The sequence below is a fragment of the Draconibacterium sp. IB214405 genome, from assembly GCF_033963885.1.
GTDB lineage: Bacteria > Bacteroidota > Bacteroidia > Bacteroidales > Prolixibacteraceae > Draconibacterium.
This window is the reverse complement of record NZ_JAXBMA010000006.1, coordinates 38,352-58,163: the sequence shown is the minus strand read 5'-3', so window position 1 is coordinate 58,163 and position 19,812 is coordinate 38,352. Positions and strand designations below refer to the sequence as shown.

At 40.6% G+C, this 19,812-nt stretch carries 20 protein-coding genes and 1 tRNA gene; 12 read left to right on the top strand and 9 right to left on the bottom strand.

From position 1 onward, the window contains the following. Positions 1 to 41: 41 nt before the first annotated feature. From SLH46_RS19275 to SLH46_RS19265, 3 genes are all read right to left on the bottom strand, one after another. The gene (locus SLH46_RS19275; RefSeq protein WP_320282857.1) at positions 42 to 1,508 is read right to left on the bottom strand and encodes a TrkH family potassium uptake protein; all 1,467 of its coding nucleotides are present in this window, start codon (positions 1,506 to 1,508) and stop codon (positions 42 to 44) included. A gap of 176 nt (positions 1,509 to 1,684) precedes the next feature. Continuing rightward, positions 1,685 to 2,032 carry a hypothetical protein gene (locus tag SLH46_RS19270; protein ID WP_320282856.1) on the bottom strand — a complete coding sequence of 116 codons (348 nt, stop codon included), beginning with the start codon at positions 2,030 to 2,032 and terminating at the stop codon, positions 1,685 to 1,687. Positions 2,033 to 2,149: 117 nt separating this feature from the next. Next, positions 2,150 to 2,848 (bottom strand): M48 family metallopeptidase, encoded by a 699-nt coding sequence (locus tag SLH46_RS19265; protein ID WP_320282855.1) that lies wholly within the window; start codon positions 2,846 to 2,848, stop codon positions 2,150 to 2,152. A gap of 38 nt (positions 2,849 to 2,886) precedes the next feature. On the opposite strand from SLH46_RS19265, the gene SLH46_RS19260 reads away from it, so the two are divergent. Together SLH46_RS19260 and SLH46_RS19255 are read left to right on the top strand one after the other, a co-directional pair. Continuing rightward, positions 2,887 to 3,588: a hypothetical protein gene (locus tag SLH46_RS19260; RefSeq protein ID WP_320282854.1), complete on the top strand. Its 702-nt coding sequence runs from the start codon at positions 2,887 to 2,889 to the stop codon at positions 3,586 to 3,588. Between the two features lie 125 nt (positions 3,589 to 3,713). Then, on the top strand, positions 3,714 to 4,889 hold the full coding sequence (locus SLH46_RS19255; RefSeq protein WP_320282853.1) for an efflux RND transporter periplasmic adaptor subunit: 1,176 nt from the start codon (positions 3,714 to 3,716) through the stop codon (positions 4,887 to 4,889). Between the two features lie 41 nt (positions 4,890 to 4,930). Here SLH46_RS19255 and SLH46_RS19250 read toward each other — a convergent pair whose 3' ends face one another. The 3 genes from SLH46_RS19250 to SLH46_RS19240 form a co-directional block, all read right to left on the bottom strand. Beyond that, positions 4,931 to 5,497 carry a hypothetical protein gene (locus SLH46_RS19250; protein ID WP_320282852.1) on the bottom strand — a complete coding sequence of 189 codons (567 nt, stop codon included), beginning with the start codon at positions 5,495 to 5,497 and terminating at the stop codon, positions 4,931 to 4,933. An 85-nt stretch (positions 5,498 to 5,582) separates the two neighbouring features. Next, positions 5,583 to 6,419, bottom strand: coding sequence for a hypothetical protein (locus SLH46_RS19245; protein ID WP_320282851.1), 837 nt, complete (start codon positions 6,417 to 6,419; stop codon positions 5,583 to 5,585). 249 nt (positions 6,420 to 6,668) lie between these two features. Continuing rightward, positions 6,669 to 6,742: transfer RNA gene (locus tag SLH46_RS19240), tRNA-Ala, on the bottom strand. A gap of 145 nt (positions 6,743 to 6,887) precedes the next feature. On the opposite strand from SLH46_RS19240, the gene SLH46_RS19235 reads away from it, so the two are divergent. From SLH46_RS19235 to hflX, 3 genes are all read left to right on the top strand, one after another. Further along, positions 6,888 to 7,577, top strand: a complete 690-nt coding sequence (locus SLH46_RS19235) for an energy transducer TonB (RefSeq protein WP_320282850.1) — start codon at positions 6,888 to 6,890, stop codon at positions 7,575 to 7,577. Positions 7,578 to 7,685: 108 nt separating this feature from the next. Next, positions 7,686 to 8,375 (top strand): energy transducer TonB, encoded by a 690-nt coding sequence (locus SLH46_RS19230; protein ID WP_320282849.1) that lies wholly within the window; start codon positions 7,686 to 7,688, stop codon positions 8,373 to 8,375. A 72-nt stretch (positions 8,376 to 8,447) separates the two neighbouring features. After that, positions 8,448 to 9,662 carry a GTPase HflX gene (gene hflX, locus SLH46_RS19225; protein WP_320282848.1) on the top strand — a complete coding sequence of 405 codons (1,215 nt, stop codon included), beginning with the start codon at positions 8,448 to 8,450 and terminating at the stop codon, positions 9,660 to 9,662. 165 nt (positions 9,663 to 9,827) lie between these two features. Here hflX and folK read toward each other — a convergent pair whose 3' ends face one another. Further along, positions 9,828 to 10,331, bottom strand: coding sequence for a 2-amino-4-hydroxy-6-hydroxymethyldihydropteridine diphosphokinase (gene folK / locus SLH46_RS19220; RefSeq protein ID WP_320282847.1), 504 nt, complete (start codon positions 10,329 to 10,331; stop codon positions 9,828 to 9,830). A 78-nt stretch (positions 10,332 to 10,409) separates the two neighbouring features. Between folK and sppA the strand changes: the two genes are divergently transcribed. The 6 genes from sppA to SLH46_RS19190 all read left to right on the top strand — a co-directional run bounded on the left by sppA (position 10,410) and on the right by SLH46_RS19190 (position 16,793). Beyond that, positions 10,410 to 12,197, top strand: coding sequence for a signal peptide peptidase SppA (sppA, locus tag SLH46_RS19215; protein ID WP_320282846.1), 1,788 nt, complete (start codon positions 10,410 to 10,412; stop codon positions 12,195 to 12,197). A gap of 92 nt (positions 12,198 to 12,289) precedes the next feature. Next, positions 12,290 to 13,396 (top strand): tetraacyldisaccharide 4'-kinase, encoded by a 1,107-nt coding sequence (gene lpxK, locus SLH46_RS19210; RefSeq protein WP_320282845.1) that lies wholly within the window; start codon positions 12,290 to 12,292, stop codon positions 13,394 to 13,396. Beyond that, entirely contained in the window at positions 13,335 to 14,150 is an 816-nt protein-coding gene (locus tag SLH46_RS19205) for a purine-nucleoside phosphorylase (protein ID WP_320282844.1), read from the top strand. The genes lpxK and SLH46_RS19205 overlap by 62 nt, the downstream gene beginning before the upstream one ends. Before the next feature lie 42 nt (positions 14,151 to 14,192). Next, complete coding sequence (locus tag SLH46_RS19200) at positions 14,193 to 15,134, top strand: SMP-30/gluconolactonase/LRE family protein (protein WP_320282843.1); 942 nt, start codon at positions 14,193 to 14,195, stop codon at positions 15,132 to 15,134. 7 nt (positions 15,135 to 15,141) lie between these two features. Further along, positions 15,142 to 15,846: a PrsW family glutamic-type intramembrane protease gene (locus SLH46_RS19195; protein ID WP_320282842.1), complete on the top strand. Its 705-nt coding sequence runs from the start codon at positions 15,142 to 15,144 to the stop codon at positions 15,844 to 15,846. A 2-nt stretch (positions 15,847 to 15,848) separates the two neighbouring features. Further along, positions 15,849 to 16,793 carry a pyridoxal-phosphate dependent enzyme gene (locus SLH46_RS19190; protein ID WP_320282841.1) on the top strand — a complete coding sequence of 315 codons (945 nt, stop codon included), beginning with the start codon at positions 15,849 to 15,851 and terminating at the stop codon, positions 16,791 to 16,793. On the opposite strand, the gene cls is transcribed toward SLH46_RS19190, so the two are convergent. Beyond that, positions 16,790 to 18,241, bottom strand: a complete 1,452-nt coding sequence (cls, locus tag SLH46_RS19185; protein WP_320282840.1) for a cardiolipin synthase — start codon at positions 18,239 to 18,241, stop codon at positions 16,790 to 16,792. The two genes, SLH46_RS19190 and cls, sit on opposite strands and share 4 nt — an antisense overlap. A gap of 83 nt (positions 18,242 to 18,324) precedes the next feature. Here cls and SLH46_RS19180 point away from each other — a divergent pair, with 83 nt between their 5' ends. Further along, positions 18,325 to 18,756, top strand: a complete 432-nt coding sequence (locus SLH46_RS19180) for a DUF6146 family protein (protein WP_320282839.1) — start codon at positions 18,325 to 18,327, stop codon at positions 18,754 to 18,756. On the opposite strand, the gene ribD is transcribed toward SLH46_RS19180, so the two are convergent. After that, the gene (gene ribD / locus SLH46_RS19175; protein WP_320282838.1) at positions 18,722 to 19,798 is read right to left on the bottom strand and encodes a bifunctional diaminohydroxyphosphoribosylaminopyrimidine deaminase/5-amino-6-(5-phosphoribosylamino)uracil reductase RibD; all 1,077 of its coding nucleotides are present in this window, start codon (positions 19,796 to 19,798) and stop codon (positions 18,722 to 18,724) included. The two genes, SLH46_RS19180 and ribD, sit on opposite strands and share 35 nt — an antisense overlap. Positions 19,799 to 19,812 lie beyond the last annotated feature (14 nt).

Genomic DNA, 19,812 nt, shown 5'->3' with positions numbered 1-19,812 from the left:
AAAATTCTTGCACGAATGTATAAGAAATTCTTGAACTCTCCTTAATCCAACCAGAACGACGGGGTGAAAAGTACGAGGACAGAGTAGATTTCCAAACGGCCAATTACCATCAGCGAGGTGAGGAAATATTTAGCGCCGGCAGGTAAATGCAAAAAGTTGCTAACCGGACCAACCGTTCCAAATCCAGGACCAATGCCGGCCATACTTGTTGCTACGGCTCCGAACGAAGTTTTTAGGTCGTTTGTCCACAACATCATTATCATGGTGCCGATAACAACAATCAGGTAATAAAATACCACAAAAGTAATTACGCGGTTGATCAACTCGGGGCGTACAATATTGTTGTTGTAATGCACCACGCGAACCACAGTTCTTGGCGAAAAATATTCTTTATAAAGCGTGCGGATTCGTCTGAAAACAACAAGGTGACGGATAACTTTCACGCCTCCGCCTGTTGATCCCGACGAAGCTCCGATCAACATTAATATGGCAATAATTCCAATGGTTTGTAAAGGCCATTGCAGATAATCGGCTGTGGCAAAACCGGTTGCAGTAATAATAGAAACTACCTGGAAAAAAGCATGTCGGAAAGCCGGTTCAAAACCCATATCCTGGTGATGAAAAAACAGGGAGAGGGTGATGATGGTGCCGGCAATTAAAATAATCTTTAAATACAATCGGAGCTCTTCGTTTTTAAATGCCGTTTTAAAATCGCCGCGTAACCAGAAAATATGCACCACAAAGTTGATTCCCGCAAGCAGCATAAAAAAGGTAACCGTGTACTGTATAAAAGGAGAAAAGCTGGCAAGACTATCGTTTTTTGTAGAGAATCCGCCGGTGGCAATGGTGGCAAACGAATGACAAACTGCATCGAATAGCGACATGCCGCCAAACCATAGAATAATGGTTTCTGCAAAAGTTAATCCCATGTAAATTAACCATAATCTTCGTGCTACTTTCCGTATACGTGTCGATACTTTTTCGGTGGCCACACTCGATACCTCGGAGTAAAACAGGTAAATTCCGTTTATTTTCAGAAACGGCATAATGGCTACAACCAGCACAATAATTCCCATTCCGCCAATCCAGTGGGTTTCGGCACGCCAAAACAGAATGCTTTTAGGTAGCGCTTCAATGTCGGCTAAAATAGACGATCCGGTGGTGGTAAATCCCGAAATTGATTCGAAAAAAGCATTGGTAAAATCAGGAATGCTGTCGGTCATTAAATAGGGTAGTGTTCCCACCAAAGCCATTACAATCCACGCCAGTGTAACAATTATAAAACTCTCGCGCAACGATGGTTCCACTTGCCGCTGTTTTCGTGTAAGTACATTTAACGCAATTCCCGAAGCACAGGTAATAAGGAAGGTATGAATCAAATCGGAGGCGATGGGTTCTTTGTAAATCAACGATACAATTACCGCAAAAAGCATAAAAAGGCTTTCGAAAGTAATTACAATCGAAGTGATGTGTAAGATCAGGGCAATATTTATTTTGAAGTGCTTCATTTTTTTGACCAACAATTTGAAAAAACGGACGATTTATTCACGTACTAATAAATGTGAACTCCTGTTGCACATGCCGAATCCAATCTTATTTCATTTATTGCTTCTATAAATGTACAAAATGAAAATAAAATGAATAGCACATTTTTAGCATGCCTTTTTTGAGCAAGCTGCTAGTTTTAAGTTAATTGAATGTTTTGAAAAGGAGGGGGGAGGTTGGTGTAAAAGAGCAGCAGCGATTTTTGTATATGATATACTTTACCTGATCTAAGCTGCTTTGTTTTATTCCGGCAGCGATTGGAATTGGCGTTTGCGAAAAGATATGCAGTTGTTTTGCTGTCCTGGTCTTCCAGACTTTCGAGTACCGATTCAGATAAATCGATTTCTGCAGACACAGAACATTCAATAGCTGTAGCCTCCGGTTCATTTGCGAGACCAATAGATTTCTTCCCGAAATTATTTATTCCGGTAACCTGAAGTATTCCTGTCAGAAAATAAATTAAAAGCAGTGCGAATAATGCTCTCAAACCTTAGCTTTTAAGTTTTCAACAAAGTTAGATTCCCTTTTTATGAAAAGCGAGTCTTGGCTACAACGCGGGACGAAATTTGAGGTTTATTTAACCCGGGTTTCAAACGAGGAAGAATTATAAGGTATAAGTTGAGTATTTTTTTACTTCGCGCGACAGTTCCCGTGCTTTGCCGTTTGTTATCTGGTTGAGTCGCTCCCAGAACTTTGGGCCATGATTTTTTATTTCGGTGTGTACCAGTTCGTGTAGCAGAATGTAATCGATCAGTTTTACCGGTAGTTTCATCATCTGCAAATTCAGGCTAATATTATTTTTCGACGAACAACTTCCCCAGTTTCGGCGGTTGTTTCGTATGCTGACTTTATTGTATTTAAACCCAAATTGATTGGCCAGCTGGCTGAGTCTGACCGGAAGCAGGCGTTTTGCTTCTGCCCTGTAAACAGCGGTAACTTTGTCGTCGATAAAAGCCATCGATTCATCGCTGTTAAAATCGGTAACCGAAATTGTAATGTTGGTATCGCTGCGTTTTATGTGGTTTTTTTCTCCCTGAACGATCTGAATTGTATGGAGTTTGGTCTCTATCTCAGTTCCGTGTTTGATGTGTGTATTGCGGGCCTGCATTTTCTCCTGTTGCGTCAAAATCCAGCCCTCGTTTTTAACAACAAATGCCATTGCTTCCTTAGCCGAAACAAAAAAAGGAAAAGAAACCAGCACCGTTTTGTCGGGTTTTACGCTAAGTTTAATATTTTTAGATCGCTGGTTTTGCGAAAAAGTTACTTTGCCTAAATGTTTTAATTGAACTACTTGGCTTGCCATACGTTATTGTTAAAAATAAAAAATCAAAGATATCAATCATGGGAAATAAAAAGATGGAGGTGTTCGTAAACCTCACAAAAAAAGATATGGTTGTTTCGGTTGAGGAAAAAATTCTTCCCGAAAGCCTGGTATTTGAATCCTTGAATCCTTTTCCCGGATATTACCACGAACTACCAACCGATCCGGGCTCAATGTACATTTATCTGGTGTTGAATAAACAGTACCCGCTTGAAGAAATTTTAAGAACCACACAAGCGATCGAAAATCAATTCGACTGGAGTTTCGATGCCGGAAAAGCCTACCTTACTATTGGTTCAACTTCGCTCGATGCCATTCGTTTGAAACACTTGCCATCACTCGATATGCTGGTGAAAATTCAAGAGGCGTATGTGGAGCAGGGTATTCAGTTTTTGAAGAATAAAAAAATGAAGGGGAAACTGGAAGCCAATGTGAAAATTGTAAAATTCCTTGAATTGGAAAAGTTGGCGGAAGGCATTTTTATGAATGTTCAGGATTCGACATTTGCTTACATTGAAATACCTAAATATTTAAGCAATGAGGATTTTACAAAAGTATCGATGGATGTAAAATACAACTGGGACGGACATGAATTTGATGCCGCCAGTGCTTCGTTTTATATTGATGGAACACTTTACGAAGCGGTACGTATTTTCTCAGATAAAATGGATCTGGAGTATTTAGCTGCCATTAAAAAATTGTATGCCGATAAGATGGATTAATTAATCCGCTCGAAAAAATAGATGAGGTAGCAATATTTTGCTACCTTTTTTTATGCTCAATTCATAACCGCATGTTAACCTACTTTTTTTAGTACCTTTGGTCATCTTTGTATAAAACTGGAACCATGGAGAACAGATCCCGATTGTTTGTTATTGCTCTGATCGTTGTAATAGCCGGCTTGTTTGCGGCATGTAAAAGTAATTCCGATACTTCCGTAAAAACCGTAGTTGCAAGTCGTGGCCCGGTAGTCGCGTCGTTTAAATGTCAGGGGAGTGTACAGGCTGCAAAAGTGGTGGCGCTGATAAATCCCGAGCGAAATTCGGTTGTGGCGGTTTTTAAAAATCCCGGCGATCGTGTAAAAGAGGGGGAGTTGATCCTGCAGCTTGATAAATCAAAATTACAAAGCGAAATAACCGATCTGAATAATCAAATTTTGCAGAAGCGAAATGCACTTGAAAAGAACAAGTTGAATGCAAAAAGTGCTGAGATGGACCTCGGCTATGGCGAAGAGAATAAAAAGGCACGTATCCTGCAATTAAAAGCCTCGCTCGAACAGCAGGAAAAACTTTTAGAGGCCGGAGGTACTTCGGAGGCAAGAGTTGATCAGTTAAAACAAAATATTGCAATTGCAGAGGCTGATCTGGAAAATCAGGGGGAAAAGAATTCGATACGTTTACAGCAGCTCGAAATGGATGAAAGCAACCTGGCTTTACAGATCAGAGCATTTGAAAAAGAGCTAACGGAGAAAAAGAATTTGTTGAAAAATATGGATGTAAAAGCTCCTGTTTCAGGGATTCTGCTTGAAGTAGCCGGAAGTGTTGGTGAGTTTGTTTCGCTCGATCAGGCACTGATAAAAGTTGCCAACGAAAACTCATTTAAGATAATTGGCACTGCCGGAAAAAGTAAATTGCATGCGATTCAACCGGGGGGCAGTGTTGAAGTGACTTCGGGGAGTTCTAAAATTCAGGGAACAATCGGTCAGGTTACTTCTGAAGATGATGCAGAATCGGTGCAGTTTGATGTTTTTGTGGCTGAGGCCGATCAGCAAAAACTGGCCGGAGCACAGGAGCTTGAACTTCTGGTTAAAGCAAACGATAAAGAAAATGTGTTGCGGATACCAAAATTACCGGGAAGGCCTTTAACACAACATCTCGATATTTTACTTCAGAAGGGAGATGAAACTGTGCGCACCGAAATTGTGTTGGGTACCATTGGCAAAGATTTCTGCGAAGTTATTTCCGGAGTTGAAGAAGGTGATGTTATTTTGCTGGAAGATCCATCATCAACTTCGGCGTTATAAATCAAAGGATTAAGCCAGAAGGAAAATAGCTGATAGACTATTCAAAAAGTGAGTCCGACGCCAATTCCAAAAAATGGTAAAAATTTGTCGAAAAAGTCATCATGGTCAATCGATGTAAATTTTTTCACTCTCAATAATGGTGTTAATCCAGCCCTAAAATATAATCCACCTTCCGGTTTTTGATATTTATAACCGATTCGGAACGAAGTCCACAGTGCGTCCATCGATTTTGTTTTTCCACCTGTAGCTATTTGCTGTGAAACTCCTGAATTATAAGTCAATCCTATTCCCAATTCGAAATGTTTATTTTTAATTCCACTCGTCCAATTTAAAGACAATGGAAAAGCATAGCTTGGATTCATGTCAATATGCAAGGGTGGGTCGTAGCCCACGCCCAAGTCAAGATTGAGTGAACTTTTTTCAAATTGTTTGATATTTTTTTCGTAATGAAGACTAAATAGAGTTGCGCCGGTTCCCAAAAACTCATAATATACTGAGTTCTTTTTTAGTTCATTTAAATGTTCATCTTGCCCCTGTGCTGAGCCGGTTATGAGAAGATTAAATAAGGCGAGAAACAAAATAACGGCAAATGTGTAAGTAGCTTTCATGGTTTGGATTTTTAATTAAGGCGAACGATGTGAAAACAACTATTTTTCATTCCAACTAATCCTATATAGAGGTTGACTTAAATTCTCATTTAATTTTATCAATTACAAGAAGGTATACGGTTTTATAATCGTAAACACCAGCTGGTATGGCATTTCGCATACCCGGTTCAATTATCTTTGAATAGGTTTTTACTACTCTTATTATTTCATTTCTAAAGGTCTTTTTCGGGGCCATACAACTCACATCATAAAAGTTACCATCAACGTCAATCGAGAACTTTAGATAAACCTTTATTTCTCCTCGTACTCCTGATTTTTGAACTGTCAGCAGTGAAATGTTATTTAAAATATGCTCATATAAACTTTTATAAAAGCAACTTGAATATCTGTAATAATATTCAATGTCTTCACATCCTTCCACAATTGGCATTTGATCACATACCGCAATAGTACTGGCATTAATAATATTTTTTTTATACTTTCTTGAAATGAGTTGGACACTGTTTTTCCCAAGTTTGTTGGCTTCTGTAATGTGTAATTTTTCAATCGGAAATTTTACAAAAAGACTCTTAATGGTATCATCCAATTCTTCTACACCTGTCCTGATCCTTAATTGGGAAGTTATGTTTCTTTTATTTATCTGGAATTCCAGCCGTATTGTTTTACCACAAAATTCCCGTTGAGGATATGTAATGTTTTTTAAAAGTTTTGGGTCGATATTTTCTTTAAGGTAAAGCGATAACTCTCCGTATGGATTCGGTTGAGAAACGATTTGAAATGATTCATTTTCAGACATAGTCGGGATTCCTTCGGGTTGTGCGTAGCAATTTGCTGAAAATAAAGCAATTATGAATACGAAAAGTAGTTTCATTTTCAATAAAATAAAACCGTATTTAGAACTATATTTTAAACCCAAAGTCATTGAATCAGGTTTTTAGTTCCAGTTAAATTTTTGCCGTAATAATAAGCCCTAAATTTTGGTCGGAACAACAGAAAGAAGTACAATAGATGCCTTGATTTTAGATGGAGTCTCGTAAAATATTTCATAACTGTGAATGGTTAATTGAATAAAACAATTTACGAAATAAATAGCTGGAAAACAATGATTTCCGATGGTTGGTGTGTAGGGTAAAAGAAAAAGGAGCAACTCTTTCGAATTGCTCCTTTTTAGTGGAGAATAGCGGAATCGAACCGCTGACCTTTTGACTGCCAGTCAAACGCTCTAGCCAACTGAGCTAATCCCCCAATACGTGGCTGCAAATATAAAAATAATTTTCACATTCAATCAAAATAATTTTTTGGTAAAGTTTTTGCTGTATTTCAACCAACTGCAGAAAACAAGAAGCCGGCGTTCTTTTATTTATTGACAATCCAATTAAAATTAGAAGCCATGATGCAACCTAAAAAAACAAAGAAAGCTGATCTTGAAAACAAAAAAACAACCTTATTCCTGATCGGTTTGGTAGTCGCGCTAAGTTTTGCACTTTTTGCCTTTGAATGGAAAAGACCTGTTCAGAAAACTGTGGTGGTAGCCGGAACAGGTAATTTTGATCTACCCGAAGATTTGGTAATTCCAAGTACACCCGCTGAAAAGATGAAACCTGAAAAGCCTATTGTAAAAGTGCCGGTTTTTGAGGTAATAAAAGATGAGTTTGATATTAAGGACGAATTTGTTTGGCAGGGTGAGGAACCGGAAGAACCTGTATTAATTGACTTTAATACCATCTTTACAGCTGAAAAAGACGAGGCCGAAGTAAACATTGACAATATTCTTGACCGGGCGGAAATAATGCCTGAGTTTCCGGGAGGCGATGCTGCTTTGTTAAACTATCTGTCGCGCAATGTTAAGTACCCGTTAATAGCACAGGAAAATAGAATTGAAGGCAAGGTTTTTGTCAGCTTTGTTATTGATGAAAAAGGGAACATATTTAATGTTACATTGGCTCGTGGAGTAGACACATCACTTGACCGTGAAGCACTTCGGGTTGTGAAATCGATGCCGGTCTGGAAACCCGGTAGACAAGGTAACCGTGCAGTAAAAGTCAGGTACACAGTACCCATAAATTTTATGCTGCAATAGAAAAATGAAATGATTTATATTTTCACTTGCATGTGAAGATTATTTTTTATCTTTAAGCCCCGATTTTGAAGGGCAAAAAATCAAATAAAACAAATAAAATAGTTAAGTATGGAACTTAAAAAAACACCAAAAGCTGATCTGGAAGTCAAAAAGAATACGTTTTGGCTGATTGGATTGGTTGTCGCGTTGGGGCTTTCGCTGGTTGCTTTTGAGTGGACTACAAAACCATCAAAAGCAGTTGACCTGGGTGCCGTTCAGGTTGCGGAGGTTGAAGAAGAGATTATTCCTATTACTCGTGAACAAGAGGTTAAACCACCTCCACCACCTCCACCACCACAGGTAATCGAGGTTTTGAACATTGTTGACGATGATGTGGAAATTGAAGACGAGCTGGAAATTGAAGACATGGAAGCTGACGACGAAACTGTAATCGACGTTGCTCCTGTTATCGAAACAGCTGAGGAAGAAGAAGAGGAAGAAGCTCAGGTATTCTTTATTGTAGAGGATATGCCTGAATTCCCTGGTGGTGACCTTGCATTGCGTAAATACATTGCTTCGTCTATCAAGTATCCTGTAATTGCACAGGAGAACGGTATTCAAGGTAAAGTTTATGTAACTTTCGTTGTAAGCAAAACAGGAAAAGTTGCTGATGCTAAAATCGCAAGGGGAGTTGACCCATCTTTGGATAAAGAAGCACTTCGCGTTGTAAATGCACTTCCTGCATGGAAACCTGGCAAGCAGCGTGGTAAACCGGTTAACGTATCGTACACGGTACCAATTAACTTCGTGTTACAGTAATTAAAGAAAAAACAATATTTTTGCACTCCTGTTTCATCTGAAGCAGGAGTTTTTTTTTGAATATATATAAGAATGATAGAAACAGCACCAATTACAGAAAAGGCAGTTATTGTGGGCTTGATCAACCAGGATCAGGACGAACGTCAGGCAAAAGAGTACCTCGACGAATTGGAGTTTTTAGCGGATACTGCAGGTGCACAAGTATTAAAAAAGTTCACCCAGAAGCTGGATATTCCAAACAAAGCAACATTTGTTGGTCCCGGAAAACTGGAAGAGATCGGCAATTATATAAAGGTTGTTGAGGCAGATACTGTGATCTTCGACGACGAACTTACACCAACTCAGCTTCGTAACGTGGAGCGGGCTTTGGAGTGTAAAATTCTGGATCGTACCAACCTGATTCTGGACATTTTTGCAAAAAGAGCACAAACCGCCCACGCAAAAACTCAGGTTGAGCTGGCGCAATATCAATACCTGCTTCCACGACTTACCCGAATGTGGACTCACCTTGAACGTCAGCGGGGTGGTATTGGAATGCGTGGTCCAGGTGAAACCCAGATTGAAACCGACCGCCGTATTATCCTTGATAAAATATCGCGATTAAAAGCACAGCTGGTAAAAATCGATAAACAAAAATCGACACAACGAAAGAACCGCGGTAAGATGGTTCGTGTTGCTTTGGTGGGTTATACAAACGTAGGCAAATCTACCATTATGAATATGATGGCAAAATCGGAAGTTTTTGCCGAGAATAAATTGTTTGCAACGCTCGATACCACCGTTCGTAAAGTGGTTATCGGTAACCTGCCTTTCTTATTGGCCGATACCGTTGGTTTTATCCGAAAATTACCACACGGTTTGGTTGAGTCGTTTAAATCGACACTCGATGAGGTACGCGAAGCCGACATTTTGCTTCACATTGTAGATATTTCGCACCCGGGTTTCGAAGAGCAGATTGAAACGGTTGATAGCACGCTCGAAGAAATTGGTGCCGGAGACAAACCTACATTCTATATCTTCAATAAGATCGATGCTTTTACCTACGAGGAAAAAGACGAAGATGATCTTTCGCCACGTACCCGTGATAATTTCACCCTGGATGAGTGGAAAAAATCGTGGATGGCAAAAAGTAACACTCCGGCTTTGTTTATTTCAGCAAAAGAGAAAACAAACATCGAAGAATTTAAGGCAGAACTTTACGAGGAAGTTAAAGGAATTCACTCGCAACGTTTTCCGTATAACGACTACTTGTATAATTCAGAATGGACAGAGGGGATTCAGGAATAATCAGGATTGTTTAATTCCACGCATCAGGTTGCAGGAGTGATTGCTTTTGTTTCCATAGAAATGTCGAGTATTCTTAATGTTAGTCGCTTGGTAATAAGGCAGATGTTTCGATTTATTTGGAGTGATTAATTCGATCTGAAATCCAAAATCGTTAATCGAAATTCATTATTCAGTTTTCTCGTCCGGTTTTACTTTTTTAATCAACGATTTATCCAAACAGTTTTCCAGCATTTCAATGCTGGTTAACCGGCGCAAAGGATGTTTTAGTTCGGGAGCAATTTCAACAAGCGGAACCAGTACAAAACGTCTTTCGTGAATACGCGGGTGAGGAATAATCAAATCCTTTGTTTCAATAAAATCGTCGTTAAAATACAGAATGTCAATATCCATTTCGCGCGAAGAGTAGCGTTCTGATTCCCGCTTCCGGCCAAAATCTGCTTCTATTTCATGAATACGCCAGAGCAATTCTTCAGCTTCCAATATGGTCTCAATAACCAAAATCTGGTTCCAGAAAACATTATCGGAATGAAAACCCCACGGTGGCGTTTCGTAAACAGATGATTTTTGAATAATGTGTCCTAATTTTATATCGATTAAATGGTAGGCGCGATCAAAATTTTTTTGCTTATCGCCCAAATTTCCACCAATTCCTAGAAATACCTTGTTCATTGTGTTTTATATTTGTAATTACTGGTATAAAACATTACTCATTCACAGTAGAAGAAGTATAAATTAAATCACAAAAATATGAAAGAATTCTTCAAGTACGTATTTGCGACGATTGTTGGTGTGCTGGCTTTGTCGTTTATTGGTATTTTTTTAATGTTTATTGTATTTGGGGCCATTGTTGCTTCAAGCGAAAAACAAGTAACAGTGGCCGATCAATCGATGTTGGTTATCGACCTGGGGCAAAGTATTGTTGATCGTGCTCCAAACGATCCGTTCGAAGACCTTGATTTGCCGGGAATTTTTAGTTCGGTAAAAACAATTGGTCTCGACAACATTCGCGAATCGTTACAAAAAGCTGCTTACGACGATCGTATTAAAGGAATATACCTGAAACTTTCGGCAACCAGCGGAGGATACGCTTCGGTGGAGGAAATAAGAAATGCCTTGATCGCCTTTAAAGATAGTTGCGATAAACCTGTTTATGCATGTGCCGACCAGATGTTGCTCGACCAGAAAGGTTATTACGTGGCAACAGTTGCCGACCAGATTGTTTTGCATCCTGAAGTTATGCTTGATTTTCGTGGATTAAGCAGCGAGCTGATGTTTTATAAAAACGCTCTCGATAAACTGGGGGTTGAAATGCAGATTGTTCGTGGCCCGAACAATAAATTTAAGTCGGCAGTTGAACCTTACATGCTGGATAAAATGAGTGAAGAAAACCGCGAGCAGCGACTGGTTTATATGAATAGTTTATGGAACCACATGATAAAAGGTATTGCTGAAACTCGTGGAATTTCAGAAGAACAACTAAATGCTTTGGCCAACGAGGCACAAACCTATAAAAAAGCTGCAGCTATGGTTGAAAACGGCTTAATCGACGCAGCTAAATATCGCGATGAGGTACTTGACGATATGCGCGAAATTACGGGAGTTAAAGGAACTGATGGAATTCCGGTGGTGAGTGTAAAGGATTATGTGAAAGTTCCGGTTAAAGGAAAAACTAAAAAGTTCAGCAGGGACAAAATAGCTGTTATTTATGCCAGTGGCGAGATTGGAGTGACGCTGAGCGGTGGCGAAGGTATAAACGGCGATAAACTGGGTAAAGAAATTCGTAAAGTGCGTCAGGACAGCTCGTATAAAGCGATTGTCCTTCGTGTAAACTCTCCGGGTGGAGCTGTTTTTGATTCGGAAACCATTTGGCGCGAAGTAAAACTGGCGGCCGATGAAAAAACACTGGTTGTGTCGTTTGGCGATGTTGCAGCATCGGGTGGTTATTACATTTCGTGCCCGGCAGATAAGATTGTTGCCAGTCCAAATACCATTACCGGATCGATTGGAATTTTCGGTCAAGTGCCAAACTTTGGTGAATTGATGAACGACAAACTCGGAATCACAAGTGATGCTGTTAGTACACATGAACATGGTAACTTTGTTTCAGTTATGCGCCCAATGACGCCATACGAAAAACAACGAATGACTCAATACGTTGCCAATGGGTACGATACTTTCCTTTCGCATGTGTCGGAAGGACGTGGCATGACAAAAGAAGCAGTCGACAATATTGGTCAGGGACGTGTTTGGAGTGGCGAAAATGCCATGGATATTGGTTTGATCGACGAGTTTGGCGGATTGGAAGATGCCATTAAACTGGCTGCCGAAATGGAGGGACTTGATACTTATCGCACGGTTAATTTACCAGCTTTACCTAATCCGCTTGAAGAATTTTTGAAAATGGGTGGTAACGTTCGTGCCCATATTTTAAAAGGTGAATTGGGCGAAAAATACCGCTACTACGAGTACCTGAAAAAGGCTTCGGAGATGAATGGTGTTTACGCGCGCATGCCTTACGATATTTATTTGAATTAAGCAGAGAAGCAATAATATTGAAGGATGCATCACGTAATTTGTGGTGCATCCTTTTTTCGTATCTTAGCTCTCTATTTTGAAGAACATTTTAAATGGTAAAAATTTTTCTTTATCCTCTTTCATGGTTGTACGGATTGGTGGTTTATTTACGCAACAGAGCCTACGATCTCAAAATATTTACGTCCCGGGAATTTGATGTTCCTGTAATCTCAATCGGTAATATTACGGTTGGTGGCACCGGAAAAACGCCGCACGTAGAATACCTGGTGAATTTATTAAAAGATAACTACGAAGTGGCAACATTAAGCCGTGGTTACAAGCGGAAAACAAAAGGTTTTCGTTTGGTTGAAACAAATTCTTCGGCCCGCGATGTTGGCGATGAACCATTGCAGATAAAAAATAAATATCCTGAAGTAACGGTTTCGGTGTGTGAAAACCGGGTTTCCGGAGTTGAAAAATTACTCGATCCGAAAGACGGAAAGTCACCTGATGTGGTGCTGCTCGACGATGCTTTTCAGCACCGGAGAATCTCCCCCGGAATAAATATTCTGCTGATTGATTATAACCGACAGATAAAAAACGATACCCTGCTGCCGGTAGGACGTTTGCGAGAAGGAGTGTCGCAAATGCGACGGGCAAATATTATTCTTTTTACAAAATGCCCCGAGGAAGTTACACCGATTATGCGCCGTATTTTGCAGAACGATGTGAACTTGCTCCCGTATCAGAAACTGTATTTTACCCGTCTGGTTTACGGAAAATTTCAACCCGTTTTTGATGCTCCCGAAATTGATGAAGAAACTTATCGCGATGTGAGTTGTCATATTATGGTGGTAACAGGTATTGCTGCGCCAAAACAAATGCACTCGTACATCAAAAAACTCGGATCGCACATGGAAACGCTCAGTTTTCCCGATCATCATTCATTCAGCATAAGCGATGTGAATGAAATTGAAAAGCGATTCAGTGAGATAAATTCAAATAAAAAGATAATTGTTACAACCGAAAAGGATGCTATGCGTTTTAAAGATATTACTCAGTTGAGTGATGAAATAAAAAAGGCAATGTATTACCTGCCGGTTAAAATTGACTTCCTCGAAGAAGAAAAGAAATCGTTTAATAAGAAGATATTGAATTATGTTGGAGAAAATAAAAGCAACCGCGAGCTTTATAAAAGAAAGAATTCAGGCAAGTCCTGAGATTGGAATTATTTTAGGAACCGGTCTTGGTGGCCTGGTGAACGAAATCGAAATTATCGATTCGATCCCGTATACCGAAATTCCAAACTTCCCGGTGTCGACAGTTGAAGGACATGCCGGACGTTTGATTTACGGAAAACTTGGTAATACCGAAGTGTTGGCCATGCAGGGACGCTTTCACTACTACGAAGGCTACGATATGAAAGAGGTTACTTTCCCGGTGCGAGTGATGAAGTATGTAGGTGTGAATAATCTTTTTGTATCGAATGCAAGCGGCGGATTAAATCCCGACTGGCACGTTGGCGAGATCGTTTTACTTACTGATCATATTAACTTTTTCCCGGAACACCCGTTGCGTGGGAAGAATGAAAACGAACTCGGTCCGCGTTTTCCTGATATGAGCAAACCATACAGCACCCGACTTCGAAACAAGGCCAAATTAATTGCCTTGCAGCATAACATCGATGTAAAAGAAGGTGTTTATGTTGGCGTTTCCGGACCAACTTTTGAAACTCCTGCAGAATATAAAATGTTCCGTATTTTGGGTGGCGACGTTGTTGGAATGTCAACCGTTCCGGAAGTGATAGTTGCCCGCCATATGGACATGCGTGTGTTTGGTATTTCAATTGTAACCGACAGTGGCGTGCCCGGCGAAATTGTTGAAATATCGCACGAAGAAGTGCAGGAAGTGGCTATGAAAGCCGAGCCGAAAATGACATTGATTATGAAAGAACTCATTCAAAATATTAAATAGTTTCGAGTAAGAAAATCTGCAATCAACCAAAAACCAATCTTTATGAAACAAATCGTTCTTCTCTTTGTAGTAGCCTTGTTGTTTAGTTGTTCAGCACCAAAAACAAAACAAGCCGAGCTGGTGCTCGATAGCCAATCGACACTTGGCGAAGGTTCGCTGTGGAATTACAAAACCGGGGAATTGATGTGGGTTGATATCAAAAAAGAAATTTTGAATATCTACAATCCGGCAACCGGCTACAACAAAGAGATGTTTACAGGGCAGATGATTGGTACAGTAGTGCCAACAGAAAGTGGCAATGCTTTGGTTGCCTTACAGCAGGGGATTTATTATTTCGATATACAATCCGGTGCGAAAAAGCAGTTGTCAGCACCGGAAGCAAATTTACCAGATAACCGTTTTAACGATGGTAAATGCGATCCGTCAGGAAGATTCTGGGCCGGAACAATAAGTCTCAGTGGAGAAATGGAAGTAGCCGCTTTGTATCGTTTCGATCCCGATACTTCGATTCATAAAATGGTTGATAAAGTGAGTATTTCGAACGGTATTGTGTGGAGCAAGGACAAGACCAAAATGTATTACATCGATACACCAACACAAAAGGTAATGGCTTACGATTACGATGATGTGACCGGTGAGATATCAAATCCTGTGGTTGCAGTAAACGTACCTGCAGAGTTGGGTTCGCCCGATGGGATGACCATTGACGAAAACGATCACTTGTGGGTGGCGCTTTGGGGTGGCTCGGCAGTTGGTTGTTGGGATCCGGTAAGTGATGAGCTGATCGACAAAATTGAAGTTCCGGCAAAAAATATTACATCGTGCGCTTTTGGCGACGAGGATTTAAGTACACTTTATATCACCTCTGCACGCGAAGCTACCAGCAATGAGGAATTGGCGAAATGGCCAAATGCCGGCGGCGTTTTTAAATTTCGCCCGGGAGTGAAAGGAGTGCAGGCTTTCTATTTCAACGATGTAAAATAAGGTGTTTATGAACCTTCTTGTACTTGCACTTGCCCCGGTTGTTATAATTGCTGCCTATATTTATTTTCGTGATAAGTATGAAAAAGAACCGTTGCGCTTGCTGCTTTTTGCGCTGCTGGCTGGTGGATTAACGGTTATCCCAATATTATTTCTCGAGCGTTTTTTAGATCGTTTTTCCATGTCTTTTCCATGGTTGCTTTCGGCAGCGTGGAGAGCTTTTGCTGTGGCAGCATTTTCGGAAGAGCTGTTTAAATACCTGGCTTTGTATATCCTGATTTGGAAAAGCCGGGAGTTCAACGAAAAGTTCGACGGGATTGTTTATGCCACTTATGTTTCGTTGGGTTTTGCAGCTGTTGAGAATGTGCTTTACGTTATGGACGGTGGCTTAAGCACCGGATTTATGCGTGCAATAACTGCTGTCCCGGCCCACGCGATCTTTGGAATTACAATGGGCTTTTATTTTGGTCTTGCTAAATTTTACGAAAAACAACGCCAAAGCCTGAAACAAAAAGCACTACTGTTTCCAATTCTTCTGCATGGGATATACGATTTTATTCTGTTTACCGAAATCGGCTGGTTAACCATCGTCTTTGTAGGTTTTGTGGTGTACCTCTATATTTCAGGATTAAAACGTATGCGGGAACTTTCGAAACAATCGATATACAACACGGATTACAATTTATTAAACGAGAAACTGAGTAAAACTGAATAAGAATGGACATTCCGATTTATACCGATATAGTAAAAGCTCACGAAATTGTACAGAAATACGCACATCGTACACCGGTGTTAACATCGGAAAGTATTAACAATATTGTTGGTGCAGAACTGTTTTTTAAGTGCGAAAACCTGCAAAAGGTGGGCGCGTTTAAATTTCGAGGTGCGTGTAATGCCGTGTTTTCTTTGAGTGAAGAAGATGCCGCTAAAGGTGTGGCAACACATTCTTCCGGCAACCATGCCGCAGCGCTGGCATTGGCAGCCCGGATGCGTGGAATTGATGCGCACATTGTAATGCCCGAAAATTCGCCTGAAATAAAAAAGAAAGCAGTGGCCGGTTATGGTGCGAAAATTACCTTTTGCAAACCAACTTTACAGGCACGTGAAAGTACCCTGGCGAAAGTGGTGGAAGAAACGGGAGCAACAGAAATTCATCCCTACAATAACTTTAATGTAATTGCCGGTCAGGGAACTGCCGCCAAAGAATTGATTGAAGACAAAGGCGAATTTGATGTGATTATGGCGCCTGTTGGTGGTGGCGGTTTATTAAGCGGAACAGCTATTTCGACAAAACATTTGCTACCTGCCTGCAAAGTAATTGCTGCCGAACCTGCCGGAGCCGACGATGCTTACCGTTCATTTCGATCAAAAAAATTCGTGCCTTCCGAAAATCCAAAAACGATTGCCGATGGTTTGCTGACTTCGTTGGGCGAACGGAACTTTGCTATTATTCTCGATAAGGTTGATGATATTGTAACTGTTTCAGAAGAAAGCATTGTGGAAGCTATGCGAATGATCTGGGAACGTATGAAAATTATTACCGAACCATCTTCTGCAGTGCCACTGGCTGCAATCCTTGAAAAGAAAGTGGATGTGCAGGGCAAAAAGGTGGGTATTATTCTTTCGGGTGGAAATCTTGATCTGGGAAAGCTGCCATTTTAAAACATCGGGCTAATAATATGTGCGAGTGATTCACGGACCTTAAAAAACAACGATCGTTTGTGCCATTCCTGGTACTTTATCTCGCGGCAGTTCTTTAGATCCGTAAGAAAGTGTTGCTCCAGTTCGTCGGCAAATTCTTTTTGGTAAATAAAAGCGTTGGCTTCAAAATTGGTTTCAAAACTACGGAAGTCGAAATTGCTCGTCCCAACACTCGAAATATGATCGTCGACCAACAGGTATTTACTGTGGATAAATCCATTCTGGTAAAAATAGATTCGTACGCCGGCCTCCAGTAATTCCTCTACATAAGAGAACGAACACCATTTTGAAATGGTGGCATCCGATTTTTCAGGAATGATAATGCGTACATCAAGCTGGCTGAGTGCAGCAGTTTTAAGTGCCGTTATTAATTCTTGCGGAGGCATTAAGTAAGGTGTAACCAGGTATACTTTTTTATGTGCCCCGGCAATGGCCGAAAAGAATCCTTGTTCGATACTCTTCCAGCTGTAATCGGGGCCACTGGCAGAGATTTGCACCGGCACACCGGGAGCATCCGATAGCGGAGGGAAATACCGGAATCCATACAGATTTTGTTTGGTAATAAAATACCAGTCGGCAGCAAAAATTACCTGTAAAGTGGTGGCTGCATCGCCGTTGAGTTGAAGATGAGTATCGCGCCAGTGCCCAAGTCCTTTCATGCCTTCAATGTAACGGTCGGCGATATTCAGCCCGCCTACAAAACCAACTTTACCGTCGATAACAATTATTTTTCGGTGGTTGCGGTAATTTACGCGTGAGGTAAAACGTGGAAACCGCACTTCCATAAATGGACGAATTTCCACATCGTTTGCAATCAGCTCTTTAAAAAATCGTTTGGTGAGTCCCCAACTTCCCACGTCGTCAACAATTACACGCACTTCCACACCTTCTTTGCGTTTTTTTATCAGCAGGTCTTTTAGTTTATTCCCGATTTTATCGTTGGCAAAAATGTAATATTCCATGTGGATGTGATGCCGGGCTTTTTCTATCGCTTTAATAATGTAGTCGAAAGTTTGCTGGCCATCTTTTAAGAGGTGTACCACGTTCCCGGTAGTAAGTAAAGAGTCGGAATTATTTAATAGCAGCCGAATGATCTGTGATTCGCTTTGTAATCCTGCCTGCGAAATTAATTTGTGCTGGTCGATGTTTTTGAGTTGTTCAGCGCTCAAACGCCGCAATTCTTTCAGACTCTTAATGCCGCGCCGCGAAAACATTTTTCTTTTCCGGTATTCCTGTCCGAAAACAAGGTAAAAGATCATCCCAAAAATTGGAATAAGGATGAGAACCAGTATCCAGGCTGCCGTTTTAAAAGGCGATCTTTTTTCTAATATGATCATTAGGGCAACAGGAATTGCGGTGATGAGGAAAATTAAATAAAACCAGTTCCAGAATTGACTCCAGTCAAACATATTTTATTAATTTGTTCAGGTAAATTTCTAAATTTATTTGAGTAAAAACAATATTTGCTTCATATTCGTAGTTAATGGTAGAAATGAGAAAAACGAAATTCATATTACTTTGTGTATTGTTCGGAATGGCAGTTTTAGTTGTAGCCTGTTCGGGATCTAAAAATGTTGCACAGGGTGAAAAGAAGAGTGTTGAGGTAACGGGCGAGGACAGTGTAGAGTACGATGTTGAAACATTTAATGCGAATTTTGATGTATGGTACCAGCGGCAAAATACGCCGGCCAGTTACCGCTCGCAATCGTATTATGAAAGCTGGAACAAACAATACGTTAGTGCCTGGAATGCGAAATGCGCATCACCGTCACCAAGTTGGAATTTCGAGCCGGTTGTTGGCTACGACGTTAATGAAGATTACGGTTTTGAGATGAATCACAAATTGTTCTACTACTTTATGTATGTGGAAAATGTGTTGAAAAAGAAGATCATTCCCGGTGGTCCGAAACCGGTTTTTCATTAGCCGGATTTTTAAAAATTGTCAGCCTGTCGTTTTCGATAAGTTCCGAACTGTCTGCAATTTGCGGAAGTACAGGAGCTTTTATCCCACTTCCAAACGTTTTATCGCCAATAAATACATGAGCCTCATCCCACAAACCTGCTGAAATAAAAGACTCCAATAACTGCAGTCCTCCTTCAACAATTAATGAAAGTTTATTTTTACTGTGCAGCGTTGCCAAAATCTGCTGAAGTAACTCGTTTTGGAAATCAACTTTTATGTATTCCGTTTTTTTGTCAACCTGGTTTTCTATCGCATTAAAAACCAGTGTTTCTGTTGAATTGTCGAAAAGATTCAGGTTTTTATCCAGGCGTAATTCACGATCCAATACAATTCGCAACGGATTTTTTCCTTTTATTAGCCGGACCGTTAACGACGGATTATCTTTTTCAGCTGTGTTTGTTCCCACCATAATTGCATCTTCTTCGGCACGCATCTGGTGAACCCGCAAAAGTGCACTTGGTCCCGTAATCCAGGTTGGCTGACCGTAATTTTCCTCGTTTCGGTCAATGTCAATAAAACCATCGGTTGTTTGTGCCCATTTCAGAATAATGTAGGGGCGCTTTTTCTGATGGAAAGTAAAAAAGCGTTTATTCAGCTCGTCGCATTCTTTTTTTAAAACTCCGGTTTTTACGTCAACCCCGGCATTTAAGAGTTTCTCGATTCCTTTTCCGGCAACTTTGGCAAACGGATCGATGCTGCCAATTACCACACGCGGAATTTCTTTTCGGATAATCAGGTCGGAACAAGGCGGTGTTAAACCGTAATGCGCACAGGGTTCCAACGAAACATAAATGGTACTTTCCTTGAGTAAATCTTCGTTTGTTACCGAATTAATGGCGTTTACTTCGGCATGTGCCTGCCCGTGTTTTTGGTGGTATCCTTCGCCGATTATTGTGTTGTTGTGAATGATCACACAACCAACCATCGGATTTGGAGCTGCGTGTCCGGCACCCAAACGAGCCAGCTCAATGCAGCGGGCCATGTATTTTTCTTCGGTTGTCATTTTCAAGGAAAGAC